Source organism: Streptomyces sp. NRRL S-337, assembly GCF_000720175.1.
In the GTDB taxonomy this organism is placed as follows: Bacteria; Actinomycetota; Actinomycetes; order Streptomycetales; family Streptomycetaceae; genus Streptomyces; species Streptomyces siderophoricus.
The window spans coordinates 90,727-114,472 of the sequence record NZ_JOIX01000014.1; the positions used below are offsets into that span (position 1 = coordinate 90,727).

Consider the following 23,746-nt stretch of genomic DNA (forward strand, 5'->3'; position numbering starts at 1 on the left):
GCTCGATCCGGCGAATAGATTGCTTGTACCTAGCAAGCTTAGCGCCCTGGAGAGGGTGCTGCGCGCCCGGGGACGGAGGCATTCCGGGGCGGCCGCGCCGGGGTGGTCCTCACGCTGTGGGTGCCGCGCACTCCTCGGTGGCCTTGACCACGGTGAGCGTGATCTTCCGGTCGTCCATCGGCGTGCCCGGTGCCGGGTCCTGACCGCAGACCTTCCACGAGGCCGGCCAGAGCACGAGGCGGCCGGCTCCGCGGCCGTCCCGGAACCGGACGGTGGTGTTGTAGTTGAGCTCCCCGTAGGCGGCGACCAGGTTCTTGCCCGTCACGTCGGGCATCGGACGGCCGTCGGCGCGGGCCGGTGCGGCAGGGCCGAGCAGGGAGACGGCGAGGGCCGTGGCGGCGGTAGCCGTGGCGAGGACGGTTCTGGCGGTGCTGGTGTGGTGGGTGTGGTTCATCTCCGGTGAACGATCAGCGGGCGGGCCGGTCACTTACCGCCGAAGGGGTGTCCTGGCCGGTGACCACGTCTCTGGTCAGTGCGACGCGGGAGAGATAAAGGGCGCCCCACAGGACCAGGGCGATGCCGGCGCATTCGGGGATCAGCCACCAGCCGGTGCGGACCCGTTCGTCGAAGAGGGTGACGCCCAGCGACAGGCTCACCAGCGCATCGCCGAGGGTGAGCACCGGCTGGGAGGCGGTCAGCGGTCCGGACTGCATGGCGTTCTCGAAGAGGAAGAGGGCCAGCACGCCGACGACCGCGAACCCGTACGTCTGCCAGGAGGCGAAGAAGGTGGCCGGGCCGCCGGTCTGCCAGGCGTGCGTGGCGTCCTTCATCAGGGCCGCGGTCAGGGCGTAGGAGACGGCCGCGGCGGCGGCGAAGCAGGCCGCCCGTACGCCGCCGGCCCCGCGGCGCAGCGCGGCTCCGACCGCGGACCCGACCACCGCGGCACACACCGCCAGGGCGAGTACCCAGCGGCTGAGCGGGGCGTGGTCGGTGCCGATGGTGGGGGCGGCGGCGGCCAGCGCGGAGCCGAGGCCGACGACGATCAGCGCCACGCCGGTCCAGCCGCCGCGGGAGATCCGCCCGCCGAGCAGCAGCCGGCCGATGAGCAGGGCCAGCGGGAGTTCGAGGACGAAGATCGGCTGGACCACGGACAGCGCGCCCTGGGAGAGCGCCAGCGCCTGGAAGCAGGCCGCGGCGATGACGGCGAGCATGCCGCCGAGCCAGGCGGCCCGGTGCAGCAGGTCGACGAGCAGGCCCACGCGCAGGCCGCGGGCCAGCGGGACGGTGCGGGCCGCACGCCGCTGCAACACCGTGGCCAGCGCGTTGCTGGCCGCGGCGAGCAGGGCGAAGAGCACGGCCGGCCATGTGGCCATGCGGCAACCTCCCGGGCGCGGCGGCGGAGCCTTGGAGCTCGACGCTAACCGGAGGCGGCGCGGCCGGCCTGCCGACACGGGGGCCGGGTGGTCCGGCCGGCGGCACCGCGGTGCATACCCGCCGAGCGCCCCGGCCGCTCGCCGGGCCGCTCCCCCACGCGGTCCGCGCCCCGCTCCCGCCTCCCGATCCCCCAGCCTCCCCGGGCCTGCCCCGCTGCCCCGCTTCCTGGAGACCGCCATGCCTCTGACGTCGCAACGGGCCGACGTGCCCGTGACCATCGACGATCCAAGTGCAACGACGGGTCCCAGTGCACCGACGGCTGCACGCTCTGCGTCGACAAAACCTGCGCGGAGCGCCCAACACCATCGCCGCCAAGCCCGGTTCGGCGCTGCGCTCGCTGTCGGACCTGCGCGGCGAGAGCGTCTGCAGCAGCGTCGGCTCGGCCTCCGACGGGACGCTGGTACGGGCGTTGCAGCGGGCCGGCATCGACCCGGAGCAGGGCGTCCACCAGCTCCACCCTCCACGGCGTGACCGTGCGGGACGCCTTCGCCGGTCAACACCCCGGTGCCGTCAAGGAGTTCATCGCCGCGCAACGGGACGCGACGCGCTGGCCACCACGGGCTGCCCGGCGCCGTACGACGCGACCGCGGTCGCCGCGCTCGGAGCCCGGGCGTGGCAGGTCCGGGCCGACGCCGCCCGGGCGCCGGGCTCGTCGCGAAGGGGTGACACACGTTCGGGCCGTCCGGGGTGGCCGGGGGCACGGCCGGGTTGAAGGCTCGGGGAGACACCCCGAAGGCGCAGCCGCCCGTGCAAGGAGTTCCGATGGCCCCCGCGTACCGCTACGACGACCTGAGCGCCCTCTTCATCAACTGCACCCTCAAGCGCTCGCCGGAGATCAGCAACACCGAGGGCCTGGTCGAGCGGAGCCGGGCCGTCATGGAGGGCAACGGGGTCACGACGGAGGTGCTCCGGGCCGTCGACGAGGACATCGCGACCGGGGTGTGGCCGGACATGACGGAGCACGGCTGGGCGTCCGACGCCTGGCCGGAGCTGTACCGCAAGGTGCTGGCCGCGGACATCCTGGTGCTGTGCGGGCCGATCTGGCTCGGTGACAACAGCTCGGTGATGAAGCAGGTCATCGAGCGGCTCTACGCCTGTTCCAGCGTGCTCAACGACCGTGGCCAGTACGCCTATTACGGCCGGGCGGGCGGCTGCCTGATCACCGGCAACGAGGACGGCATCAAGCACTGCGCCATGAACGTCCTCTACAGCCTGCAGCACCTGGGCTACACCGTCCCGCCGCAGGCCGACGCCGGCTGGATCGGTGAGGCCGGGCCCGGGCCGTCGTACCTCGATCCGGGCTCGGGCGGGCCGGAGAACGACTTCACCAACCGCAACACCGCCTTCATGAGCTGGAACCTGATGCATGTCGCGGCGATGCTCAAGCGGGCGGGCGGCATCCCGGCGCACGGCAACCAGCGCACCGAGTGGGACGCCGGCTGCCGCGCGGACCAGGCCAATCCGGAGCACCGCTGAGCACCCGCGCCGGTTCGGCGGTGGCCGATCCGCACGCGTCCGCGCCCGCGCTCCGGCCGCCGGCCGTGCGCTGGCCCCGTTACGTGCGACTCGCTCCGGCCGTCCTGGTGGCCGGCGGTCTCCTCTGGGACGCGCTGTCCCCGCAGGACTACTGGGGTGATCCGATGCTGACCGCGGCCAGTGTGACGGCGGGTGCGCTGCTGACGCTGCGGCACACCGTCGTGGTCGGGCTGGTGCTGGTGCTCGGGGTGTTCGCGCTGACGGTGAAGGACGGCACCGCCGGTGACGCGGTGGGTCATCTGGAGCTGGCCAACACCTTGTTCGCCGCGCTGATGGGCATCGGGGTGAACCGGGTGATCGCCCGGCACGGCCGTCATCTGGACGTGGTGCGGATGGTGGCGGAGGCGGCGCAGCTCGCCGTGCTGCCGGCCCCGCCGGAGCGGATCGGGCCGCTGGCCGTCGCGGCCCGCTACCAGGCCGCCCAGAGCGAGGCCCGGATCGGCGGTGACGCCTATGCCGTGCAGCGGACGCCGTACGGGGTGCGGCTGCTGATCGCCGACGTGCGGGGCAAGGGGCTGGGCGCGGTGAGCGCGGTGTCGGTGCTGCTGGGCGCGTTCCGGGAGGCGGCGGAGCAGGAGCCGGAGCTGACCGGGCTGGCCGAGCGGCTGGAGCGGTCGCTGCTGCGCGCGGGCGAGCAACTCTCCCAGGAGAGCCGTCTGGAGGGCTTCATCACCGCCCTGCTGGGGGAAGTTGGGCCGGGCAGTGGTGAGTTGCGGCTGCTGAACTGCGGCCATCCGGCGCCGTATCTGTGCCGGAACGGTGAGGTGCGGGCGCTTGCGACCGGTGAACCGGGGCTGCCGCTGGGTTTGGGCGAGCTGGCGGTGGCCCGGCCGGAGCCGGTCGACGTGCCGTTCCCGGTGGACAGCACCGTGCTGCTGGTCACCGACGGGGTGACCGAGGCCCGGGACCGCGGCGGGCGGTTCTACGACCCGGCGGCGCAGCTGGCGGGCCGCGGCCCGTTCGGCGGCCCGCAGGAAGTGATCGACGTCCTGGTGCGGGAGGTCGAGCGGTGGACCGGCGGGCCGCGCGACGACGACATGGCGGTGCTCGCGGTCACCCGCCGGCCGGCGGCCGACTGACTGCCCGGTTCGAGTGGCCGACCTGCGCCGACAGCGTGTGCTACCGGGGATTCGGGGCGGGAGGTGAGAAGATCGATCAGAGCATCAGCATCCGCCCCGAGCGGTCCTCCGCTCCCGCGCAGATCGGAGTTGATGTGTCCGAGAACAGATCAGCCCTGCTGAGCCAGCGCGCCGCCGTCATCTTCCTCCTAGGCGCCCTCACCGCCCTCGGCGCCGGTGTGCTCACCTGTGTCAACGGCGGAACCCTGGCGTCCGCCACCCTGGTCGGCGGAGCGGCGTTCGGCGCCGGGGTCACGTTCTTCCATACGGTCATCGATTGAGTCCCGCCCTGCGGCGCCGGGGACCGCACCGGTGCACAGCCGTCCGCCATGGGTCGCGCCTGCCGTCACGGCGTGAGCGGGCGGTCACAGGGCGTCGAGGGCCGGTGGCGGAATCCGGGCCCCCGCATGCGGTGCGCCGCCGGACGGCAGGTGCGAAACTGAAAGACACCGCGCCCGGCCGCCGGCCGGTGCCCTTGCCGCCGAGGGGAACATCATGACCTGGGCATCTTGGACCACTGTCGGGATCCACGCACTCCCCGGCGCGGTGCGCGCGGAGGAGATCGGCGTGATGAACGGCGATCTGACCATCCACACGACCTGGTCGGAGAATCTGGCGCACGTAGCTGTGCAGTACACCGGGTCCTCGGACTGGTACACGATGGCCGGCAGTCCCGTGCCCTGCGATTCCGAAGCGGCCAGCCGCAGCTTCCACCAGGCCGTGGTGGAGGCGGTCCGCGGTGGGGAGCGGGCCGAGGCGACCCTCGACGAGCTGTTCCACCGGCAGGAGCAGTAACAGGCAGCCGCGCCGCAGCGGGCAGCGGGCGCCCGGATCGTCCGTGAGTGCCGGAATCCTCCGCTGAAGTCCGGGCCCGCGTCCCGGCCTTGCGAGTCCACGACCTGACGGGTCGTGGACTTTTTGCTGCGCCGACGGAGCAACCAATTCCGGCCCCATCAAGTCTCCCCTGACAACACAGGCACCGTTGGTCACCTTGCCATCACCCAAAGGTGATCAATTGTCAAATTTTCACCACGAATCTCGCATACCGAGCATATGGCTTTACATGCTCATGCCAGGCAGACCAGGGTTTGCGCGGGGCCGACCGGCCCCCGCGGTGCCCAACGGCACCGTGTGTACGGGCGGTTGGCGTGACCACCGCCCCCGCAGCGCTAAGGACCCACATCTGTGCGTAGACCCCACATACGCAGCCACCGTCTGGCCATCGCGGTCGCGGTGACGACGGCCGCGACCCTGACGGCCGGGGTGGCGGGCGCCGCCACCGCGCACCACTCGGCCGCTCCGGCCGCCGCCACCTCCTCGGCCCCCTCCGCCGACAAGATCGTCGAAGCCGCCCGCGCCGCCGCGGTCGCGCACGGCTCGGCCACCGGAGTCGGCAAGAAGGACACCCTCAAGGCCGTCGACACGATGGTCGACCCGGACGGCCGGCAGCACGTCCGCTTCGTCCGCACCCACCGCGGACTGCCCGTCCTCGGCGGCGACCTCGTCGTCCACCTCAGCGCCCACTCGGCGTACGAGGGCGTGACCCGGGCCTACCGGCACCAGGTCGACCTCTCCGACACCGACCCGAAGCTCTCGGCCGGTCAGGCCGAGGCGAAGGCCGCCAAGGTGGCCAAGGGCGAGGCCGGTACGGCCGAACTCGTCGTGGACGCCCGCGACGACCGGCTCACCCTGGCCTACCAGGTCGAGGTGGCGGACAGCCGTACCGACGAGGCCGGCGGCGCCCGTACGGTCGTCCTCGACGCGGCCACCGGTGCGGTGCTGAGCAACACCCCCGCCAACGACTCGTTCCTGTCGCCGGCCGTCCAGGCGAAGCTGCGCGAGCGGGGCGAGCGGCTCAACCCCGCGACCCGGCAGTTCTCGCCCGCCGCGCCGGTCACCGGCCAGGCGGCCACCACCGCCGGCTACCCGGCCGCCGCCAAGGGCACCGGCGCGTCCTTCTTCGTCGGCAGCGTGCCGCTGTCCACCACGCGGACCGCCAAGAAGTCCTTCACCCTCAAGGACTCGACGCGCGGCAACACCGAGACCCGCGACGCCGGTGACAAGGAGCTGGAGAAGTTCTCCGGCGGCAAGGCGTTCACCTCCGCCACCAACCGCTGGGGCAACGGCACCACGAGCGACCGGGCCACCGCCGCCGTGGACGCCCAGTACGGCATCACCAGCACCCTGGACTTCTACAAGAAGACCTTCGGGCGCAAGGGCATCAAGAACGACGGCCGCGGCGCGCACGCCCTGGTGCACTTCGGCAAGAACGTGGGCAACGCCTTCTGGTCGTCGGACTGCGGCTGCATGCTCTACGGCGACGGGGACGGCAAGACGTTCGCCAAGCCGCTGGTCGTCCTGGACGTCACCGGCCACGAGCTGACCCACGGCGTGGTCGACGCCACCGCCAACCTCCAGCCCACCCGCGTCGACGAGGAGGGCAACCAGTTCGGCGAACCGGGCTCACTCAACGAGTCGCTGGCGGACATCTTCGGCAGCGCGGTGGAGTTTGCCACCAACAACCCGAAGAACCCGCCGAACTACCTGATGGGCGAGAAGCTGGGCCTTGAGCAGAAGTTCCTGCGCCGCCTGGACAAGCCGTCGCTCGACAAGCTGGAGGGCACCGTCGACTACTGGTCGAAGGCGTCCTACGACACCGAGGTGCACGCCGGCTCCGGCGTCTCCTCGCACGCCTTCTACCTGCTCGCCGAGGGCAGCGGCAAGAAGACGATCGGCGGCGTCGCCTACGACTCCCCCACCCGCGACGGCTCGCGGGTGACCGGGATCGGCCGCACCAAGGCGCTCGCCATCTTCTACCGGGCACTCACCCGGTACATGGTCTCCACGACCGACTTCCACGACGCCCGGACCGCGACGCTGCACGCGGCGAAGGACCTCTACGGCGCCACCAGCACCGAGTACAAGACGGTGAACAAGGCCTGGTCGGCGGTGAACGTGACGGCGGCCAACGCCCCGTCGGCCAAGCACTGAGCCCGGCCTGTCGTCCCACGGTGCCCCCGCCGGCCGGCGGGGGCACCGTGCCGTTCCGTGCCGCGACCCTCGACGCCCCGGCCGGCCGGAGCCTACGTTGGGGCCATGATCAGCGATCGCGAGGCAGCAGCAACCGGCCGGCGTCCCGGATATGCCGTGGCGGCGGGCGTGTTCGCCATCGGCATGGCCGGAACCACCCTCCCCACCCCGCTGTACGGGCTCTACCGCCAGGAGATCGGGTTCTCCGAACTCATGGTGACCGTGGTCTTCGCCGTGTACGCCCTCGGTGTGATCACCGTGCTGCTGCTCGCCGGCAACGTCTCCGACGACGTGGGCCGGCGCCCGGTGCTGTTCTGCGCCCTGGCGCTCTCCGCGGCCAGCGCGCTCTGCTTCATCTTCGAGGGCGGGCTGCCGCTGCTGTTCCTGGGCCGGGTGCTCTCCGGGTTCGCCGCCGGGCTGTTCAGCGGTGCCGCCACCGCGGCCGTACTGGAGCTGGCGAAGCCGGGCCAGGAGGCCCATGCCGGATTCGCCGCGACCGCCGCGAACATGGGCGGGCTCGGCTGCGGCCCGCTGCTGTCCGGGCTGCTCGCCCAGTACGCGCCCTGGCCGCTGATCCTGCCGTTCGCGGTGCACCTGGTGCTGGTGGCGGTGGCTGCCGTGGCGACCTGGCTGCTGCCGGAGACCGTCCGCGATCCGCACCGGCCGCACCGTCTGCGCCCCCAGCGCCTCCACCTGCCGCCGGAGGTACGGGGCGTGTTCACGCCCTCGGCCGTCGCCGCGTTCGCCGGCTTCGCGCTGCTGGGCCTGTTCACCGCCGTCGCACCGAGCTTCGTCGGGCAGACGCTGGGCGTGACGAACCTGGCCGTCGCCGGGGCGATCGTGTTCTCCGTGTTCCTCGGTTCGACCGCCGGCCAGTCGCTCGCCGGGCGGATCGGGGTGCGCAAGGCGCTGCCGGGCGGCTGCCTGGTGCTCGTCATCGGTCTGGCACTGGTGGCCACCTCACTGGCCGTCACCTCACTGCCGGTGCTGGTCCTCGGCGCCCTGTGCGGCGGCACCGGCCAGGGCCTGGCCTTCCGCGCCGGGCTGACCGCCGTGAGCCGGGCGGCGCCCGCCGCGCACCGCGGCGGCACCATCTCGGCGTTCTTCCTCGTCGCCTACTTCGGCATCTCGCTGCCGGTCGTCGGGGTCGGCGCGCTCACCATGGAACTGGGACTGCGCGGCGCCGGCCTCACCTTCGCCGGCTGCGTCATCGTGCTCGCGGTGACCGTCGGCCTGTACGTGCTGCGCCACCCGCCGGCCGTCGACGACGACGAACGCCCCGTGGCCGCGCGGCAGAACCAGGGACGGCACAATCGGCAGGCATGAACACCAGGGTGTGGATGGACAGTTGGCAGATGGGGTGCTGCGGTGAGCCCTTCACCATCGGGTCGGAGGTGTCCTGGACGGTCGTCGACCCGGATCGGGAGTGGCTGACCAAGGTGCTCGGAGCCAGGACCGCGGCCACGGTCGACGGCGTCGAGGAGCACCACGGCGGTCGCCCCGAGCAGCCGGCACCGGTCCGCGGCACCGTCACCGGCATCCACGCCGTGCACTGCCGCTTCGCCGCGCTGCCCGGCGAGCCCGGCCACACCCGCGGCCCGGTGCCGGGCAGCGGCACGCTCACCGCCCTGTCCTCGGCCCCACGGTGGACGTCCGGCCGCGACGGCCTCGACTTCGTGGGCTTCCTCGTCGATGTCGCCGCCCCACCGCGGTGAGGCACGGCCGGGCCCCGACGGTCACGGGCCCGGGGCGGTCACGGGTCTGGGTCAGTCACGGGTCCGGTTCGTTCTCAGGCCGTCTTCCGCCCCCCTTCGCCCCGCCCGAGCCGTAACCGCAGGTGGCTGGGGCCGCGGGTGAAGACGCCCGTGTCGGCCGGCGGCGCCCCGTCCGCGAAGGCCATGTCGGGGAACGCGTCGAGGAGTTGGTTGACGCCGGTCTCCACCTCGGCCCGGGCCAGCAGGGCCCCCACGCAGAAGTGCCGGCCGAGGCCGAACGCGATGTGCTGGGCGGCCGCGGTGAAGGCTCCGGCCGGGCTGAGGTCGGGACGGAAGATGTCGAACTCGTCGGGCCGGTCGTAGTGGTCCGGGTCGCGATTGGCGGCGCCGATCAGGCAGGTGACCGTGGCGCCGGCGGGGATCGTGCCGCCGCTGACGGTCACCTCCGCGGCGGGCTGGCGCATGATCATCTGGACCGGCGGGGTGTACCGCAGCGTCTCGGCGAACGCGGCGGGGATCAGCGACCGGTCGGCGCGCACCGCGGCGAACTGCTCGGGGCGGGCGAGCAGATTGCGGAAGATCAGCGATATGGCCTTGTCGGTGGTCTCCCCGCCCGCGGCCAGCAGCAGGCTGACGAACGCGACGATGTCCTGGTCGGTCATCCGGACGCCGTCGACCTCGGCGGTGCAGAGCCGGGAGAGCAGATCGGCGCCAGGGGCCGCGCGGCGTTCCCGGATGACCGGCAGGAGGTAACCGGCGAGTTCCTCGCCCGCACGCCGTCCGGCGGCGGCAACCCCGGGGTCCTGGGCGAGGTTGGCGATGAAAGCCACCACCGCGGTGTACCAGCCGTGGAAGCGGTCGTGGTCGGCCCGGTCCAGTCCGAGCATGTCGACGATCACGTTGATCGGGAAGCGGGTCGCGAACCGCGCCACCAGATCGGTCTCCTCGGAGTCCCGGAAGGTGTCGATCAGCTCGCGGGCGTTGCGCTCGATCACCGGCAGGAACGTCTCCTGCAGTTCGCGGCCGCGGAAGGCGGGCGCCACCAGGGCGCGGCGCACCGCGTGCTCCCGGCCGTTCATCTGGGGCAGGGTGCGGCCGCCGTGGGCCGGCTCGATCTGCCAGGCGTAGTTGTCAGTGGTGAACACCGGCTCCCGGAAGGCGCGTTGGACGTCTTCGTAGCGGGAGAGGAGGTAGCTGTCGGTGCCCTTGTCGTGGAACAGCGGGTAGTGCTCGCGCAGGACCCCGTACGCGGGGTAGGGGGCCGCGGCGAACTCCGGGGACAGGATGTCGGGCGGCGGAGGAAGGGTGGTCACGCCGCCGGACGCTAGGGCCGGGGCGCGGGGTCGTCGAGGGTGCGTGGGTGGTGTGCGGGTGCGCCGGGGGCGCATCGTTGGCCGCCGGTCCACACATACGGGGCGCCCTCTTCACCCGGACGGTCGGCCGCCGTCACTCCGCTGCCCCGCACGGCACGCCCCGCCCGCCCCGGGCGTCGACGCTGAGAGCCGCACGACCGCTCCGGGACCGGAGCGCGACCGTCCCAGACAGGGGTGAGACCCGCTATGTCCGCGTCCGACCCACCGCCTCCACGCCGCCGTCTCCGCCGCGGGTTCGCCGTGGCGGCCACGCTCGTCGCGCTGTTGTACGCCGTCGCCGCACCGGCCGCGGCAGGCCAGCGGTCCCCCGCCGGGCCGCCCGGGAGGCCCGCCGGCGCGGCGGCCGGCAGCAAGCCGCTGGTGTTCATGGGCCTGGGTACCGTTGCCGGCCTGGCCGTGCTCGCGACCGCGGGTCTGGTCACGGCCGCCCGTCGGCGATGCGTCAACTCACATGCAGATGACAGGAGTTGAGGCGATCTCCGCCGGCTCAGGTCAAGGGCTCAGTCACTCCTGGCGGCCCGCAGGCGGGCGGCCTCGCGGGGTGAGTTCTCGTTGCGGCGGCCGGCCCGGGAGCCCGCCAGTTTCTCGGCCAGGTGCCGGCCGACCGTGGTGGGCGGGTAGCGCGGTGCGGCGCCGGGTGGGACACAGCCGGGCAGCGCGCTGATCTCCGCGTCCCAGTTGCCGTCGTGGAAGTACGCGGCGGAGCGGCGCCGGACGCCCCGCCCCCGCTCGTCGGTGGGCGGCAGCACCCGGTGCATCGTGGACCGCCAGCGGTCGTTCGTCCAACGGGCCAGCAGGTCACCGAGGTTGACCAGCAGGCACCCGGGCTCCGGCAGGACGTCGTGCCAGCCGCCGTCCCCGTCGAGGATCTGCAGCCCGGGGACGCGGCCGGCCCACAGCACGGTGACGATGCCGTAGTCGGTGTGCGCACCCATCCCCATCCGGTCGCGGTCGACGGTGAGTGCGTGGTCCGGGAGCGGATAGTGGTTCATGCGCAGCACGTCGAGGGAGTGGTCGGTGAACGGGGCGAAGTAACCCTCCGGCAGGCCCAGTGCGTGCGCGAAGATCCCGTTCATCCGCCGGGCCAGCCCGCCGGCCTGGCGGCACCACTCCTCGACGGCCTGCCGGAAGCCCGGCAGCGACGGCCAGACGTTGGCCGGGTAGTGCGCTGCGGGGAGGTCCGACCCGGGGAACGAGGAGGCCTCGGAGCCGACGTTGAACGCCTCGAAGAGGTCCTCGGCGGCCGCGGGAACGCCGAGGCTCAGGCTGAGTTTCTCGGTGCGCGGCGGGGTGTAGCCGCGGTTGATGTCGGGGGACGGCGCCCGTAGTCGCTTCTTCTCCTCCATGGGCAGTGCGAAGAAGGCGTCCAGGGCGTCGGCGAAGGCTCCGGCGGCATCCTCCGGGATGCCGTGGCCGCGGATCTGCAGGAAGCCGACGGTGCGCGCCGCCCTGTCGACCGCGGTGGCGAGGGCCGTACGGGCGGCCTCGGTGCCGTTCTCCCAGCCGGAGATGTCGATGACGGGCACGTCGAGCACCCCGTCCGGGACAGCCCGGTCGCCGGTCCGCCCGTCGCTGCTGCCCATCGTGGGACGCCCTTTCGTCGCGGTGGGGGCGCGAGACACGGCCACGCCGGTTCCCCTGGTTCACCATTCTGCGGAAAACGGAACGGCCTGTCTCCGCCGGAACCGGCCGCTACACGTCGCGGGGAGCCGTCGGGCCGGCGGGGTAACCGGGGGCGCGCCAGGACGTGGAGCGGCCGAGCAGCGCCAGGATGCGGTCCAGTTCGCCCGCGGTGTCGTCGACGGGGAGGCCGGGCCGGAAGGCACTGCCGGGGGCGAGCCGGGAGTCGTCGTCCGGGACGGCACGGGCGATCGGCAGGGCGGCTCCGAGGAGCTCGGGGCCGGGGTCGTAACCGAGACCCAGGGTGCGGGCGACGTCCCAGCTGTGGACGACGTAGTCGATGAGGTGGAAGCCGATCACCCGGCGCGCGGGGAAGGTCCGCACGGCGCTGAATTCGGGGAGGTGGCACTCGCGGTCGGGGGTGTCGACGGCGGCGAAGGCGGCGATGACCCGTTCCGCCGCCGAGCCGTACGCCGCGACCGGTTCCGGCCCGAGCGGGCGGACCGCCCAGTGCGCGGGGTCGCGGCCGTCCCCGCGCGCGGCCGCGGCGAACCCGTGGTGCTGGACGGTCATATGGGCGAGCAGATCGGCCAGCGTCCATGCGGCGCACGGGGTCGGCCGGGTGAGGTCGTCGGGGCGGATCCGCCGGACGAGCGCCACGCTGTCCCGGACCGCTCGCGCGTGCAGCCGCTTGAGCCGGACGAAGTCCGCGCCGCGGGCGTCCGTGGGGTGGGCGTCCGCGGAGTGGGAGTCCGTGAGCGCGCCGTCAGCTGCTCGGTTATTGATAGGCATGCGCTTACGATCTGCTTCCGCATATGAATTTGTCAACGGGTATTTTCGTGCCATGACCGAGAAACCGGCCGACCACGGCACCCCCTCCGGGGAACGGGCGGACCGCCCCGATCTGGCGGCGATGATGGTGCCGTTGGGCCGCGCCCTGATGGCCGCCGAGCAGCCGGCCCTCGACGCGCACGGTCTGACCATGTGGGGCTACTCGGTCCTGCTGCACCTGGACGAGACGCCGATCCGCACCCAGGCCGCGCTCGCCGAGGCGATTCGCGCGGACAAGACCCGCATCATCGCCGTCCTCGACGACCTGGAGGCCCGGGAACTGATCCGCCGTCAGCCCGACCCCGGGGACCGCCGGGTACGGCTGCTGTCGCTCACCCCCGAGGGGCGGCGGGTGCGCGACGCCACCCGGTCGGCGATCCAGGAGAACGAGGAACGGCTGCTGGCCCGGCTGCCGGCCGCGGACCGCGCCGCCTTCCTCCGCGCGCTGCAGACCTTGTCGGCGCTGCCCGAGCTGCGACCGCCCCGCAAGCGGCCCTAGGGGCGCGCGAACAGACAAAAGCCGGTGCCGGCTCCCGCGACCCGTGGTCGCCGGGGCCGGCACCGGCCGGAAGCTGCTGGAATCACTTCCAGTCGCCGTCGCCGCCCCAGCCGTAACCGCCGTGCTGGCAGCCCTCGCTGAAGTACGGGCCGAAGTAGTCGCTGACGCCCGCGTTCAGCCAGCAGCCACCGTAGTTGCCGTGGCCGCGGTGGTGGTTGTAGTGGTGGTGGCGCTTGTGGTGGTGCTTGTAGCCGTGGTCCTTGCCGGAAGCCATGGCGGCGCTCGCACCGCCCATGACGATGCTGGTGGCCAGGGCGCTAGCGGCGATCGCGGCGCGAATGCGCATGTCTGCTCCTCAGGAGGATCAAAGAGGTATATCGACCTTTTCAGGGATCACCTTCACAGAACCTCCTAAAACCTGACTCATCGTTAATTGGGCGAGTCGGAGTAATCCACCGCCGTCTTCGCGTTTCGCGGATCCGCCGAGGCCGGCGGCCGGACGGGAGGCCGTAGCAGCCGGTGAGCCGGAGACCGGGAGCGCCGGTCGTGGTCTCCCGGGCCGAGCCCTGTCACACGCCGGGCTCGTCGCCGTCGAGGGTCCCCGCGAGCAGATCGTCCGCCCCGGCGAACGGAGCGCCGTCGCCCAGCGCCTGCTCGGTCCAGATGACCTTGCCGCCCGCGGTGTAGCGGGTCCCCCACCGCTCGGCCAGCTGGGCGACCAGGAAGAGCCCCCGGCCGCCCTCGTCCGTGGTGGCGGCCTGGCGCAGGTGCGGTGAGGTGCTGCTGCGGTCGGAGACCTCGCAGATCAGGGAGGTGTCACGGATCAGGCGCACGCCGATCGGGCCGGAGGCGTAGCGGATGGAGTTGGTGACCAGTTCGCTCAGGATCAGCTCGGTGGTGAACGCCTCGGCGGCCAGGCCCCATTCGATCAGCTTGCGCACCGCAGCGGCCCGGACCTGGGCCACCGCGGAAGGGTCGGGCGGGACGTCCCAGTCGGCGATGTGCGCGGCGTCCAGCACCCGGGTGCGGGCGACGAGCAGCGCGATGTCATCGCTCGGGCTCTCCGGCAGCAGCGCGCCGAGCGCGGCCTCGCAGGTCTCCTCGGGGGTCCGCCCGGGCCGGTCGGCGAGGGTACGGGCGAGCAGCGCGGTGCCCTCGTCGATGTCCCGGTCGCGGTCCTCGACGAGCCCGTCGGTGAACAGCACCAGCCGGCTGCCCTCCGGCAGTTGGTGCTGCCAGGTCTCGAACGGCAGGCCCCCGAGGCCCAGCGGCGGGCCGCCCGGCACCTCGGCGGTCTCGACGGTGCCGTCGGGCCGCAGCAGCATCGGCTGGACGTGCCCGGCGCGGGCCATGGTGCAGGTCCCGGACGCCGGGTCGTAGATGGCGTACAGACAGGTGGCGCCGGTGATCGAGCCGCCGGCCTCCTCCGCGCCCTCGTCCTGGTCGATGCGGGTGACCAGTTCGTCGAGGTGCCAGAGGATCTCGTCGGGCGGCAGGTCGAGGTTGGCGAAGTTGTGCACGGCGGTCCGCAGCCGGCCCATCGTGGCGGCGGCGTGCAGGCCGTGGCCGACGACGTCGCCGACGACCAGCGCGACCCGTGCGCCGGGCAGCGGGATGATGTCGAACCAGTCGCCGCCGACGCCGCCGAGCCCGCCGCGGCCGGCCTGCGCCGGCAGATAGCGGTAGGCGGCCTCGACGGCGTTCTGCTCGGGCAGTGCGCGCGGCAGCAGACTGCGCTGGAGGGTGATCGCCATGGTGTGCTCGCGGGTGTAGCGGCGGGCGTTGTCGATGCTCACCGCGGCCCGCGCGACCAGCTCCTCGGCGAGCGAGAGCTCCTCCTCCTCGAAGGGCCCCGGTTCCTGGGAGCGCCAGAAGAGGACCACGCCCAGGATGACGCCGCGGGCCCGCAGCGGGACGGCGATCATCGAGTGGATGCCGTGCGCGACGATCCTCCGGGCGCGCTGGGGATTCTGCAGGTGCCAGCCCCGGAACGCGGTCAGGTCCGGTTCGAGGACCGGCTCGCCTCGGTCGATGCCGGAGCCCACCGAGGTGGACGGGTCGAAGCGGACCAGGTGGCCGACGGGGTACAGACCGCTGTCCGGCGGTGCGCCGCTGACGGCGGTGCGCCGCATCTCCGTGCCGGTGCCGGCGGTGTCCGTGGGTTCGTCGCCGGTCAGCACGTCCTCGGCCAGGTCGACGGTGACGATGTCGGCGAACCGGGCCGCGGCGAACTCCGCCAGTTCCTCGCAGGTGCGCACCACGTCGAGCGTGGTGCCGATCTCCGTCCCGGCGTCGTAGAGCAGCTTGAGGCGGCCCCGGGCGGACTCGGCGCGGCCGGTGAGCGCCCGGAGCTCGGTGGTGTCGCGGAGCGTGGTGACGCTGCCGGGCGGGCCGCCGGCCTGTGCGGTGGAGCGCTGGTTGACGGCCAGCAGGCGGTCGCCGACCGGGTGGACCTCGTCGGTGACGGTCCGGCCGGAGGACAACAGCCGGGCGGTGTCCGGGTCGAGTCCCAGATCGGCGACCGGGCGTCCTTCGACGTCCGCCGCCAGACCGAGCAGCCGCCGGGCCTCGTCGTTGGCGAGCAGCAGCCGCCCGTCGGCCCCGACGATGATCACGCCTTCCCGTACGGCGTGCAGCACCGCGTCGTGGTGCTCGTACATCCGGGTCATCTCGGCGGGGCCGAGGCCGTGCGTCTGACGGCGCAGTCGCCTGCTGACCAGGGCGGTGCCGCCGGTGGTCAGGAGCAGCACCCCCGCCGCGGCGCCGAACAGCAGCGGGAACTGCTGGTCGACCACGCCGCTCACCTTCCTGATGGTGATGCCGGCCGAGACCAGCCCGACGACCTTGCCGTCGCGGCCGAAGACGGGGACGACGGCCTGGACGAGCGGCCCGATGGTGCCGGTGATCCGTTCGCTGACGATCCCGCCGGCCAGTGCCGGCTGCAGCGTGCCGACGAACTTCTTGCCGATCCGGTTGGTGATCGGGTGGGTGTAGCGGATGCCGTCGGTGTTCATCACGACGATGAAGTCGACGCCGGAGAGCTTGCGGGCGGCCTCGGCCCGCGGCTGGAGCACGGCGGTCGGGTCCGGGGTCTTGAGTGCGGCCTCCAGGCCCGGTGCGCTCGCGAAGGTGCGGGCGACCGCGACCGATCGGTTGCGGGCCTCACGTTCGGAGTCGGTCCGGGACTGCAGCACGAGGGCGGCCATGGCGGCGGCGACGAGCAGGACCACGATCGCCACCTGCAGGAGAAAGACCTGGCCTGCGACAGTTCGCATCCTGAGAACCGAACGCGGGCGGCCGTAGCGTCCGGCCATGTCCTCTTTCTACACCTCCCGCATACGGTGGGCGAGCCGCGCGTTGCGGAGCGCAGCCGCCGCCGGCCGGCCCCGCGGCGCGCGACAGAGCCTCATGGTCTGTCCGCAGATCGTCCCGTGATCCGGGTCCGGGCGCCAGAGGGCGGGAAGACCCCCGGGTACGTTTTACGGCCGCACATATGCGAACGTCTTCGACTAACGGGACATACGGGCGCCCGAGTTCTGGGCCGTCCATGTAACTCTCCCCACAGGTTTATTCCCGCTTCCGTTCGGCCGGGACCGCTCGGGTGATCGGCACGCCGGGAGAAGTTGCCTGGTCAGCACGGTTCGCCGGGTTCCGGTGGAGGCCGCGGCGACGCGTGGGGGGACGCGCTCGGCCGCCTACGCGCCGGCGGGCCGGTATGAGACGTTCGTGGGCATGCATCTTCCCGAGGAGATCCGTGCCGACGCGGCCGCCCTCATCGACCACCACGCGCTCGGCCGGTGGAAGCCGAACGACGCCGACCGGCGGGTCGCCGGCGCGCTGTTCCGCTTCCTGGAGACCGGGCTGCCGCTCACGGGCGAGCAGATCCGGTCCGCCCTGACACACCCGGAACCGGCGGACCCGGCCGACGAGCGGCTCGTGAGGCTGCTGCACGGCACCGCCGCGCTGCTCGACGACGCCCCGGAGGCCGACGGCCCCGCCGGGCGGGACGCCGTCGACCATGTCTGTCTGCTGCTGGACGCGCTGGCGCTGTCCCGCCCCGCGGAGTCCTCCGGCCGGTAGAAGCCGGCAGACGGGCCCCCAGGCGCACGTACGAGCCCCTCGTACGCGCACCTGGGGGCCCGCCGTTGGTTCACCCCGACCCGGGGCCCCTCGCGACCGCCCGGGCCACGACCGGCCGGACCACGACTGCTCGGACCACACACCACGAGGCCCGCCCGGGAGCGATGCTCCGGGCGGGCCTCGTGGTGTGCCTGGCCGTGTGTGCCGCTACGTCGTCACACCGGGCAGGGGGGCCGTGGTGGCCGTCGGCGCCTCCACGGGGGCCTGCTCGTCCTCGGGGACCGAGATGACCCAATGCGTGGCCTGGCGCGGGCGGAGGTAGACCGCCCAGTAGACCGCGGCGGCGGCGACGAGGGCGCCGGTGATGAGCAGGCTCTTGGCGCTCTGCTGGTAGAGCACCCAGGCCAGCACCACGATCAGCAGCGCCGGGACCACCGGCCACAGCGGCATCCGCCAGGCCATCCGGTGCTTGTGCTCGCCGCGGCGGGAGACCAGGGCGCCCAGGGCGACGAAGACGTACATCGCGGCGACGGCGACGCCGGTGACCTCGCTCAGGGTGTCGAGGTTGACGAAGCAGAGCGCCGCTCCGGGGACGCCGACCACGAGGGTCGCCACCCAGGGGGACCCGAAGCGCCGGCCGACGTGCGAGAAGGCGCGGTTGACGGCGGTCGGCCAGGCGGCGTCGCGGGCCGAGGAGAAGACCACCCGGGAGTTCTGGATCACCATCACGATGGTGGCGTTGATGATGGCCAGGGCGATGCAGAGGCTGACGAAGGTGCCGATGCCGGAGTTGCTCCAGCTCTGGACCATGCCGGCCACGTCACCGGCGCCGAGGGTCTTCAGGTCGGGTGCGCCAAGGGTGATCGCGACCACCGGGATCAGCACGACGGCGGCACCGATGCCGAGGGTCCACAGGACCGTGCGGGAGACGTTGCGGCGCGGGTTCTCCATCTCCTCCGCGAGGTACACGGCGGTGGAGAAGCCCTGCAGGATGAAGAGCGCGGTGGCCAGTCCCGTCACGATCAGTCCGGCGGTGACGGCGGTGCTGTGTCCGTGTCCGGCGTCGATCACGGGGTGGACGAGCACGGAGGCGGAGCGGTGGGTGTGGGTGAAGCCGAGGTAGGCGACGACCGCGCAGGCCACGACCTCCAGGACCAGGAAGATGCCGGTGATCCAGGCGTTGGCACGCAGATCGAGCAGGCCCATGGCGGTGGCCAGCAGCATCACGCCGGCGGCGGTGTACTGCGGATCGAGATGGACGATCGGCGCCAGATAGTCGGCCGTGCCGAGCGCGATGATCGGTGGCACGATCATGACGACGATCAGCGAGAGGATGAAGACCAGCCAGCCGGCGAGGCGGCCCATGAGGGTGCCGACCATCGCGTACTCACCGCCGGAACTCGGGATCAGGGTGCCGAGCTCGGAGTAGGTGAAGGCCACGCCGATGCAGAGCAGGCCCGCGATGGCGATGGTCAGGGCGGTGCCGGTGCCCAGGCTGGCGAACGAGTCCGGCACGATCACGAAGAGCGACGAGGCCGGCGTCAGGCAGGAGAGTGTGAGCAGGGTGCCGCCGACCACACCGATGGACCGGGTGAGCTTGGGCGCGGCGGCGGTTTTTTCCGTCGCACTGCGGGTGTCCTGCTCGGACGCTGCGGGGGCAACAGGCGTGTAGGGCATATCGGTTATCCGTGTCCCATCGGTGCGGGGGCCAGGAGGGGCGCCTCGTGGGGGAAGAGCGCCATGAGCGGAAGCGCCCGGCTGACCACGGGCGCCGCTTCGATGCCCGAATAAAACCCTCGTCGTCGAGGTCCGTCAATACCTTGTTAAGAGTGTGAGACGACGAAATCCGTCGTCAGGGACCCTCCTGAAACATGGATCCATGCGCTAACTGCCCTATGGGAGCGGATTTCGCGGCACCGGGAAGCGGGTGCGGATTCTGCGCCCGGCATCGGAAACCGGCGCAGGATTCCCCCGCCTTTGAGCGGACGGCGTGCCCCCGGTCACTTCCCGGCGCTGCGGACCCGGGCGATGAGCAGGGCGACGTCGTCGTGGCCGTGCTCATCGCGCAGCGCGCTCAGCAGGCGGTCACACAGCCCCTCCAGGTCCCCCTCGGGCTCGGCGAGCAAGGTGAGCAGGGTGTCCAGGCGGGTGTCGATGGCCTGGTCGCGGGTCTCGATCAGGCCATCGGTGTAGAGCACCAGCAGGTCGCCGTCGTTCAGCGGGACCGTGGTCTGCTCGAACGGGACGCCGCCGACGCCGAGCGGGGCGCCGGTGGGCAGGTCGAGCAGTTCGGGCGGGCGGCCCGCCCGGAGGACGACGGGTGGCAGATGCCCGGCGACGGCGATCCGGCAGTGGCCGTGCTCCGGGTCGTAGACCGCGTACAGGCAGGTGGCGAAGGCCGGGTCGAGGCCGGCGGCGATGTTGTCGAGGTGGCGGAGCACCTCGGCGGGTTCCAGATCGAGATCGGCCAGCGCGCGGGTGGTGGTGCGCAGCTGACCCATGGTGGCGGCGGCGTTGATGCCGCTGCCCATGACGTCGCCGACGACCAGGGCGGTCTTGTCGCCGGCCACCGGGATGGCGTCGAACCAGTCGCCGCCGACCTCGCTGGCCGCCTGCGCGGGCTGGTAGCGGTAGGCGATCTCCATGGCCGTGGGCTGCGGCGGCCGGTGGTTCATCAGGTGGCGCTGGAGGGTGAGCGCGGTCCGGCGTTCGCTCTGGTAGGAGCGGGCGTTGTCGATGCAGACCGCTGCCCGGGCGGCCAGTTCGACGGCGAGCAGCGCGTCGTCCTCGTCGAACGGCACCTGGTTGCGTACGCGGTAGAGCGAGAGCGCGCCGAGCACCTCGCCGCGGGCGATCAGCGGCACCGCGAGATAGGAGTGCAGTCCGGCCCGGCGCAGCAGGGCGGCGCCCTCGGAGTCGGCGGCGATGTGCGGCAGGTCGTCCTCGGTCACCTGGGCGACGAGCACCGGGCGGGCGTCGGTCACACAGCGGGTGATCAGCCGGTCGGTGTCGTAGGAGGCGATCTGGCCGGTGGGGTCGGCGGCGCGGACGGCGTCGGTGGCGTAGGCCGCGGAGACCGCGAGGGCACGGAAGCGGGCCGGGCCGCCGGTGGCGAGCGCGGCCGGGCGCCGGGCATCCAGGACGGCGTCGAGGACGTCGACCGCGGCCAGGTCGGCGAGCTCGGGCACGATGACGTCGGCGAGCTCGTGGGCGGTCTGGTCGACGTCGAGGGTGGTGCCGATGGTCGCCGAGGCGTCGGCGATCAGGGCCAGCCGCCGCCGGGCGCGGGCGGCCTCGGTGGCGGCGCTGTGCTGTTCGGTGACGTCCACGACGGAGGTGGCGAGCCCGAGGACCCGGCCGCCGGGATCCTCCAGCCGGTAGTACGACACCGACCAGGCCTGGTCGGTGTGCGGATCGGCGGCCGTGCGGCCGACGGTGAACTGGTCCAGCAGCGGCCGCCCGGTCTCCAGGACCTCCCGCATCCGGTCCACGATGACCTCGGTGTCGAGGAACGACAGCGCCTCCTGGACGTGCCGGCCGATGTGTTGGTCCGCGGGCAGGTCGTTGATCCGCTCCAAGGCCGGGTTGACCATGACGAAGCGCAGGTGGGTGTCCAGGACGGCCAGGCCGATCGGCGACTGGGCCACCAGCCGTACCGACAGCGCCAGGTCGCGCTCGACCCGGCGCAGGACGGACTGGTCGGTGGCGATGCCGAGGGCGTAGGTCTCGCCGCGCTCGTCCAGCAGGCGCATGTTGCGGAATTCGACCAGCCGCGTGCTGCCGTCCTTGTGCCGGACGGGGAAGACCCCGGCCCAGCTCTCGCCGCCCGCCATGACGTCGGAGAACAGCTCCAGGACGAGGTCGAGGTGTTCCGGCGGGACCAGCAGCTTGGCGGCGGGCCGGCCGAGCGCCTCCTTGGCGGTCCAGCCGAAGAGTTGCTCCGCCTGGGGGCTCCACAGGGCGATCCGGCCGTCCGCGTCCAGCATCACCGCGGCCACGCCCAGTACGTCGAGCAGGCCGCCGGGCTGCCCCGGTGTGGCTCCGACCGGGGCGGCACCCTCGGGGAACGCGTCGGTCGCACCCATCCAGGCACTCCTTCCGCCGGTCCCTCTGGGACCGACAGCCGTGGCGCTCTCCGTACATCGGCCGATTCTCGCCGTGTTTCCGCTGCCCTCCATCATCTCTCGCCACGGGACGGCCCCGCAGGGAGAGCGGGAGCGGCAGGGCCGGAGCGCCCGGTGCGCGAGGGAGCATTATCCGCCGCGGGCGCCGGCTCGGCGACCTTGTCGACGATATTGGGGGCGAGGATTCCGGCCGTCGCGCGGAGCCGGTGGCACGACGGGACGGGCAGGTCATGGCCGTGGTGGTGGCCCCACGGGCCGCCGCGCCACCTCCCGGCCGGGACCTCCGAGTTGGAGATGTCGATCACCAGGGATTACCCTGCATCTTTAGTTGCCTCTAGCAACTAAAGATCTGCGAACGCACCCGGCGGCCGTGACCGGGCCCGCCGGCGCCAGGAGGAAGCCCGACATCATGTCCATCGTCGACCGGACATTCAGCACCTACGTGGAGGAGAACCTCGATGTACTTAGTTCCGACCCGGCACACGAAGCCGTGGTCCACCAGGGCCGCCGGGTAACGGCGGGCGAGTTCCGCACCCTGGTCCACCGGATGGCACGGGCGCTGCGGGCCCGTGGCGTGGCCCGCGAGGACACCGTCACCCTGCTGAGCGGCAACCTCCCCGAGGCCCTGGTCGCGCGCTACGCGGCCAACCTGATCGGCGCCCGGGTCAACCACCTCTACAACAAGCTGTCCGCCGAGTCCCAGGCCGACATCGTCCGCGACGTCGAGACCCGGGCGCTGATCGTCGACCCGCGGTACGCCGAACGCGCCGCCGAGGTGACCGAGTTGGCGCCGGTGCCGGACGTCCTCGTCCTCGGCCCCGCGAAGCTGGGAACGGACCTGCTGGAGCTGGCGGCCGAGCAGTCCGACGAGCCGTTCGCGAGCCTGGCCAAGCCGGACGACGTCTGCACCATCCGGCACACCGGGGGCACCACCGGGCACCCCAAGGGCATCTGCACCACCTTCGAGCAGGCCCGCTGGTTCCGCGGTGTGCTGCCGGAGGAGGAGGGCGAGCGGCGGCAGCTGGTGGTGACGACGCTGGCGCACGCGGCCGGCGCGATGGCCGACAGCACCCTGTACGCCGGCGGCACGGTCGTCCTGCTCGACGACTTCGACCCCGCCGAGGCGCTCGCCGCCATCGAGCGCGAGCGCATCACCGACCTGTTCCTGCTGCCGCCGCTGCTCTACCAGCTGATGGACCATCCGGACCGGCCGCACACCGACACCTCCAGCCTGCGGAGGGTGGCCTACGGCGGCTGCCAGGCGTCCCCGGCCCGGATAGCCGACGCGATACGGGCGTTCGGCCCGGTGCTGATGCAGGGGTACGGGCAGAACGAGGCCGGCGGCATCAGCGTGCTCACCCCCGAGGACCACGACCCGGACCGGCCCGACCGGCTCCGGTCCGCGGGCAAGGTGCTGCCCGACGTCGAGGTGGCGATCCGCGACGAGTCGGGCCGCGATCTGCCGAACGGCGAGCACGGCGAGGTCTGTGTGCGCTCGGCCATGATCATGCAGGGCTACTGGAAGCAGCCGGAGCTGACCGCCGAGGTGCTGCGGGACGGCTGGCTGCACACCGGCGACATCGGATTCCTCGACGACGAGGGGTACTTGACCATCGTCGACCGGATCAAGGACATGATCGTCGTGGTCGGCGGCCATGTGTACACCACCGAGCTGGAGGACCTGCTGAACACGCACCCGCAGGTACTCCAGAGCGCCGTCTTCGGGGTCCGGGACGCCGACCGCATGGAGCGGGTGCACGCCGCGGTGGTGCGGGCACCGGGGAGCACGGTCGACGCGCAGGAGCTGCGCGCGATGGTGTGCGCCGAGCGCGGCGCGATGTACGAGCCGGCGCACCTCACGTTCGTCGACGCGCTGCCGCTGACCGATGCCGGCAAGCCGGACAAGAAGGAGCTGCGCCGCCGGGCCGAGCGGGAGGCCGCTGCGGCCGGATGACGCAGTGGGGCCGCCGCAGCTCAGCGCTGCGGCGGCCTCGAGTGCTACTGCTGGTCAGAGCCAGCCGAACAGGCCACCGAACCCGAACGGGCCGAAGCCGTTCCCGTAGCCGTTCCCGTAGCCGAACCCGTTGCCGTAGCCGTTGCCGAAGCCGCCGTAGCCGAAACGGTCGTAACCGTGGTGGCGGCAGTCGTGGTGGTGACGGTGGTGGTGGTGACGACCGAAGTGGTCGTGGCTGGACGAAGATGCCGCCGGCTTGGCGGGAGCGGCGGAAGCCACACCGGCGAGCGGGACGACGGTGGCAGCGGCAATCGCCGCGGCGGCCACGGAGCGACCTATGATCTTGCGCATTGCGTTTCTCCTGTTTGGCAGGAAATCTGACATTCCGATGAGTACCGCGCGGAGTCCCGATCCGCGCAGACACGACGAAGA

The 23,746-nt window shown here is 72.5% G+C and carries 20 protein-coding genes; 10 read left to right on the forward strand and 10 right to left on the reverse strand.

What is annotated here, in order from left to right:
* Positions 1–109: 109 nt before the first annotated feature.
* On the reverse strand, positions 110–454 hold the full coding sequence (locus tag IG62_RS0112985; protein ID WP_037838266.1) for a PASTA domain-containing protein: 345 nt from the start codon (positions 452–454) through the stop codon (positions 110–112).
* 13 nt (positions 455–467) lie between these two features.
* Positions 468–1,373, reverse strand: coding sequence for a DMT family transporter (locus IG62_RS0112990; RefSeq protein WP_030801280.1), 906 nt, complete (start codon positions 1,371–1,373; stop codon positions 468–470).
* A gap of 823 nt (positions 1,374–2,196) precedes the next feature.
* On the opposite strand from IG62_RS0112990, the gene IG62_RS0112995 reads away from it, so the two are divergent.
* The 7 genes from IG62_RS0112995 (at position 2,197) to IG62_RS0113025 (ending at position 8,833) form a co-directional block, all read left to right on the forward strand.
* On the forward strand, positions 2,197–2,910 hold the full coding sequence (locus tag IG62_RS0112995; protein WP_030801283.1) for a flavodoxin family protein: 714 nt from the start codon (positions 2,197–2,199) through the stop codon (positions 2,908–2,910).
* 20 nt (positions 2,911–2,930) lie between these two features.
* Positions 2,931–4,049: a PP2C family protein-serine/threonine phosphatase gene (locus IG62_RS0113000; RefSeq protein ID WP_078871972.1), complete on the forward strand. Its 1,119-nt coding sequence runs from the start codon at positions 2,931–2,933 to the stop codon at positions 4,047–4,049.
* Positions 4,050–4,183: 134 nt separating this feature from the next.
* Positions 4,184–4,369: a hypothetical protein gene (locus tag IG62_RS41795; protein WP_234326463.1), complete on the forward strand. Its 186-nt coding sequence runs from the start codon at positions 4,184–4,186 to the stop codon at positions 4,367–4,369.
* 214 nt (positions 4,370–4,583) lie between these two features.
* Entirely contained in the window at positions 4,584–4,883 is a 300-nt protein-coding gene (locus tag IG62_RS0113010) for a hypothetical protein (RefSeq protein ID WP_030801290.1), read from the forward strand.
* A 390-nt stretch (positions 4,884–5,273) separates the two neighbouring features.
* Entirely contained in the window at positions 5,274–7,079 is a 1,806-nt protein-coding gene (locus tag IG62_RS0113015) for a M4 family metallopeptidase (protein WP_030801292.1), read from the forward strand.
* Between the two features lie 105 nt (positions 7,080–7,184).
* Positions 7,185–8,444, forward strand: coding sequence for an MFS transporter (locus IG62_RS0113020; protein ID WP_051798014.1), 1,260 nt, complete (start codon positions 7,185–7,187; stop codon positions 8,442–8,444).
* Positions 8,441–8,833 (forward strand): DUF6578 domain-containing protein, encoded by a 393-nt coding sequence (locus IG62_RS0113025; protein ID WP_030801297.1) that lies wholly within the window; start codon positions 8,441–8,443, stop codon positions 8,831–8,833. The genes IG62_RS0113020 and IG62_RS0113025 overlap by 4 nt, the downstream gene beginning before the upstream one ends.
* Positions 8,834–8,907: 74 nt before the next feature.
* Here IG62_RS0113025 and IG62_RS0113030 read toward each other — a convergent pair whose 3' ends face one another.
* The 3 genes from IG62_RS0113030 to IG62_RS0113045 all read right to left on the reverse strand — a co-directional run bounded on the left by IG62_RS0113030 (position 8,908) and on the right by IG62_RS0113045 (position 12,618).
* A complete protein-coding gene (locus IG62_RS0113030) occupies positions 8,908–10,146 on the reverse strand; it encodes a cytochrome P450 (protein ID WP_030801299.1) in 1,239 nt (412 codons plus the stop codon).
* A 560-nt stretch (positions 10,147–10,706) separates the two neighbouring features.
* Entirely contained in the window at positions 10,707–11,789 is a 1,083-nt protein-coding gene (locus IG62_RS0113040; protein WP_051798018.1) for an isopenicillin N synthase family dioxygenase, read from the reverse strand.
* Positions 11,790–11,898: 109 nt separating this feature from the next.
* Positions 11,899–12,618: a TIGR03086 family metal-binding protein gene (locus IG62_RS0113045; protein WP_078871973.1), complete on the reverse strand. Its 720-nt coding sequence runs from the start codon at positions 12,616–12,618 to the stop codon at positions 11,899–11,901.
* Between the two features lie 52 nt (positions 12,619–12,670).
* Between IG62_RS0113045 and IG62_RS0113050 the strand changes: the two genes are divergently transcribed.
* The gene (locus tag IG62_RS0113050) at positions 12,671–13,156 is read left to right on the forward strand and encodes a MarR family winged helix-turn-helix transcriptional regulator (protein ID WP_030801305.1); all 486 of its coding nucleotides are present in this window, start codon (positions 12,671–12,673) and stop codon (positions 13,154–13,156) included.
* A gap of 82 nt (positions 13,157–13,238) precedes the next feature.
* Here the strand turns inward: IG62_RS0113050 and IG62_RS0113055 are convergent, their stop codons facing one another.
* Positions 13,239–13,502 carry a hypothetical protein gene (locus IG62_RS0113055; RefSeq protein ID WP_030411767.1) on the reverse strand — a complete coding sequence of 88 codons (264 nt, stop codon included), beginning with the start codon at positions 13,500–13,502 and terminating at the stop codon, positions 13,239–13,241.
* Positions 13,503–13,725: 223 nt separating this feature from the next.
* Positions 13,726–16,470: a SpoIIE family protein phosphatase gene (locus tag IG62_RS0113060; RefSeq protein ID WP_030801307.1), complete on the reverse strand. Its 2,745-nt coding sequence runs from the start codon at positions 16,468–16,470 to the stop codon at positions 13,726–13,728.
* A gap of 418 nt (positions 16,471–16,888) precedes the next feature.
* Here IG62_RS0113060 and IG62_RS0113065 point away from each other — a divergent pair, with 418 nt between their 5' ends.
* Positions 16,889–17,236 carry a hypothetical protein gene (locus tag IG62_RS0113065; protein WP_030801308.1) on the forward strand — a complete coding sequence of 116 codons (348 nt, stop codon included), beginning with the start codon at positions 16,889–16,891 and terminating at the stop codon, positions 17,234–17,236.
* A gap of 207 nt (positions 17,237–17,443) precedes the next feature.
* On the opposite strand, the gene IG62_RS0113070 is transcribed toward IG62_RS0113065, so the two are convergent.
* Both IG62_RS0113070 and IG62_RS0113075 read right to left on the reverse strand, forming a co-directional pair.
* Positions 17,444–18,913 carry an APC family permease gene (locus IG62_RS0113070; protein ID WP_078871974.1) on the reverse strand — a complete coding sequence of 490 codons (1,470 nt, stop codon included), beginning with the start codon at positions 18,911–18,913 and terminating at the stop codon, positions 17,444–17,446.
* Between the two features lie 323 nt (positions 18,914–19,236).
* Complete coding sequence (locus IG62_RS0113075; RefSeq protein WP_030801311.1) at positions 19,237–21,321, reverse strand: SpoIIE family protein phosphatase; 2,085 nt, start codon at positions 21,319–21,321, stop codon at positions 19,237–19,239.
* A 448-nt stretch (positions 21,322–21,769) separates the two neighbouring features.
* On the opposite strand from IG62_RS0113075, the gene IG62_RS0113080 reads away from it, so the two are divergent.
* Positions 21,770–23,314 (forward strand): AMP-binding protein, encoded by a 1,545-nt coding sequence (locus IG62_RS0113080; protein WP_030801312.1) that lies wholly within the window; start codon positions 21,770–21,772, stop codon positions 23,312–23,314.
* Between the two features lie 54 nt (positions 23,315–23,368).
* On the opposite strand, the gene IG62_RS41800 is transcribed toward IG62_RS0113080, so the two are convergent.
* A complete protein-coding gene (locus tag IG62_RS41800) occupies positions 23,369–23,665 on the reverse strand; it encodes a hypothetical protein (protein ID WP_037838230.1) in 297 nt (98 codons plus the stop codon).
* Positions 23,666–23,746 lie beyond the last annotated feature (81 nt).

Excerpts from the sequence above, each read along its gene's own strand:
- IG62_RS41800 (WP_037838230.1), bottom strand. The coding sequence starts at position 23,665 with ATGCGCAAGATCATAGGTCGCTCCGTGGCCGCCGCGGCGATTGCCGCT.
- IG62_RS0113065 (WP_030801308.1), top strand. The coding sequence starts at position 16,889 with ATGCATCTTCCCGAGGAGATCCGTGCCGACGCGGCCGCCCTCATCGAC.
- IG62_RS0113080 (WP_030801312.1), top strand. The coding sequence starts at position 21,770 with ATGTCCATCGTCGACCGGACATTCAGCACCTACGTGGAGGAGAACCTC.
- IG62_RS0113075 (WP_030801311.1), bottom strand. The coding sequence starts at position 21,321 with ATGGGTGCGACCGACGCGTTCCCCGAGGGTGCCGCCCCGGTCGGAGCC.
- IG62_RS0113055 (WP_030411767.1), bottom strand. The coding sequence starts at position 13,502 with ATGCGCATTCGCGCCGCGATCGCCGCTAGCGCCCTGGCCACCAGCATC.
- IG62_RS0113025 (WP_030801297.1), top strand. The coding sequence starts at position 8,441 with ATGAACACCAGGGTGTGGATGGACAGTTGGCAGATGGGGTGCTGCGGT.
- IG62_RS0113020 (WP_051798014.1), top strand. The coding sequence starts at position 7,185 with ATGATCAGCGATCGCGAGGCAGCAGCAACCGGCCGGCGTCCCGGATAT.
- IG62_RS0113010 (WP_030801290.1), top strand. The coding sequence starts at position 4,584 with ATGACCTGGGCATCTTGGACCACTGTCGGGATCCACGCACTCCCCGGC.
- IG62_RS0112985 (WP_037838266.1), bottom strand. The coding sequence starts at position 454 with ATGAACCACACCCACCACACCAGCACCGCCAGAACCGTCCTCGCCACG.
- IG62_RS0113045 (WP_078871973.1), bottom strand. The coding sequence starts at position 12,618 with ATGCCTATCAATAACCGAGCAGCTGACGGCGCGCTCACGGACTCCCAC.
- IG62_RS0112990 (WP_030801280.1), bottom strand. The coding sequence starts at position 1,373 with ATGGCCACATGGCCGGCCGTGCTCTTCGCCCTGCTCGCCGCGGCCAGC.
- IG62_RS0113070 (WP_078871974.1), bottom strand. The coding sequence starts at position 18,913 with ATGCCCTACACGCCTGTTGCCCCCGCAGCGTCCGAGCAGGACACCCGC.
- IG62_RS0113050 (WP_030801305.1), top strand. The coding sequence starts at position 12,671 with ATGACCGAGAAACCGGCCGACCACGGCACCCCCTCCGGGGAACGGGCG.
- IG62_RS0113040 (WP_051798018.1), bottom strand. The coding sequence starts at position 11,789 with ATGGGCAGCAGCGACGGGCGGACCGGCGACCGGGCTGTCCCGGACGGG.
- IG62_RS0112995 (WP_030801283.1), top strand. The coding sequence starts at position 2,197 with ATGGCCCCCGCGTACCGCTACGACGACCTGAGCGCCCTCTTCATCAAC.
- IG62_RS0113060 (WP_030801307.1), bottom strand. The coding sequence starts at position 16,470 with ATGGCCGGACGCTACGGCCGCCCGCGTTCGGTTCTCAGGATGCGAACT.